General features: G+C 36.9%; 1 protein-coding gene. It reads left to right on the top strand.

Annotated features, from left to right (window positions below):
- The first annotated feature begins 702 nt into the window (after positions 1-702).
- Positions 703-1,044, top strand: a complete 342-nt coding sequence (locus tag BQ7997_RS00010) for a hypothetical protein (protein WP_073342326.1) — start codon at positions 703-705, stop codon at positions 1,042-1,044.
- Positions 1,045-1,092: the final 48 nt, after the last annotated feature.

Raw genomic sequence — 1,092 nt, 5'->3', positions numbered from 1 at the left:
TCAAATCCGGTTCATGTTGTTTTATGCCCAATGAGAAATGATTTAAATAAGTATGAGAAATACATGATTTTTAAGGTGAAAAGGCATAAAAACAATGAGAAATGCCGTTTCTTATTTTATTTCTCATTCAGTCATATCATTTATTTACAGATAGTTATCACTTGAACTATGAGAACATGAGAAATGATTTTTCGAAATCGTTTCTAGTAAGAACTTGAGTTTTTGAGTTCAGCTCCCGTATATCTTTTGGACCTGACTCATAAATGCGTTATGCCTTCAAGTATGAAAGAGCAATTGGAATATTTGCATGCTGCCTATGTATCACTAGGATAATTTTATGTCTCCCATTCATTTCTTTGTCAATATAGTTTGCTTGCTAAATATAAATTGCTACTTTTGTCATAGTTTACTTTCGAGCGAAGAAAGTAAGTTTTTGATAATTTTATTGAGAACGGTTATTTATTGCAATCTTCATAAAAAATCGGCTAATTTTTTTCACGAAAAGCAATAAGTGACAGGTCTCACGCATCTTTTGTATATATGACCTTGTTATATACTCAATTGGGCGTGGGGCTATCACTTGTGTTCGTGGAGGGTTTCTAGCCGATACCTTATGAAGACATGGGTAGATAGTTCCTACGCTCTTTTTATATATAAACCCTGGCACCTTTGGGAACAGATGCGGCAAACAAAACTATACCGATGAGTAATGATTTTAAAGAGAACATCATCCTCCTGATGCAACACCCTATCATGCATAAACCCATAAGTGAACTGACGGATTGGGAACAAAGCCAGGCTTGTGAAATCCTTGATAGTCTGGTTGAGGCTTCCATGGATAACTCCTGTACCCAGGTCGACTATATTCAAATTTCCCGTCTGCATTATGCCCTTGGTGAGCTGGCTTATGAACAGTGTGACAATCCTGAACGTATAATTAAATATTTCCTTTCCTCTCTGCATTTCTTGGAGAAGGGGGGAATTGACCTGAGGCTGAACAAATGGGCGGAACTCGTGAATTTGCGGCAGTCTTCTGATTCTTGAATTGCGTAAATCGGATAAAATCATCCGTATACTCCGGATTCATAATCT

Source organism: Bacteroides congonensis, from assembly GCF_900130125.1.
GTDB lineage: Bacteria > Bacteroidota > Bacteroidia > Bacteroidales > Bacteroidaceae > Bacteroides > Bacteroides congonensis.
Note: the sequence above shows the minus strand (reverse complement) of the source record. Positions and strands in the feature narration are given on the sequence as shown.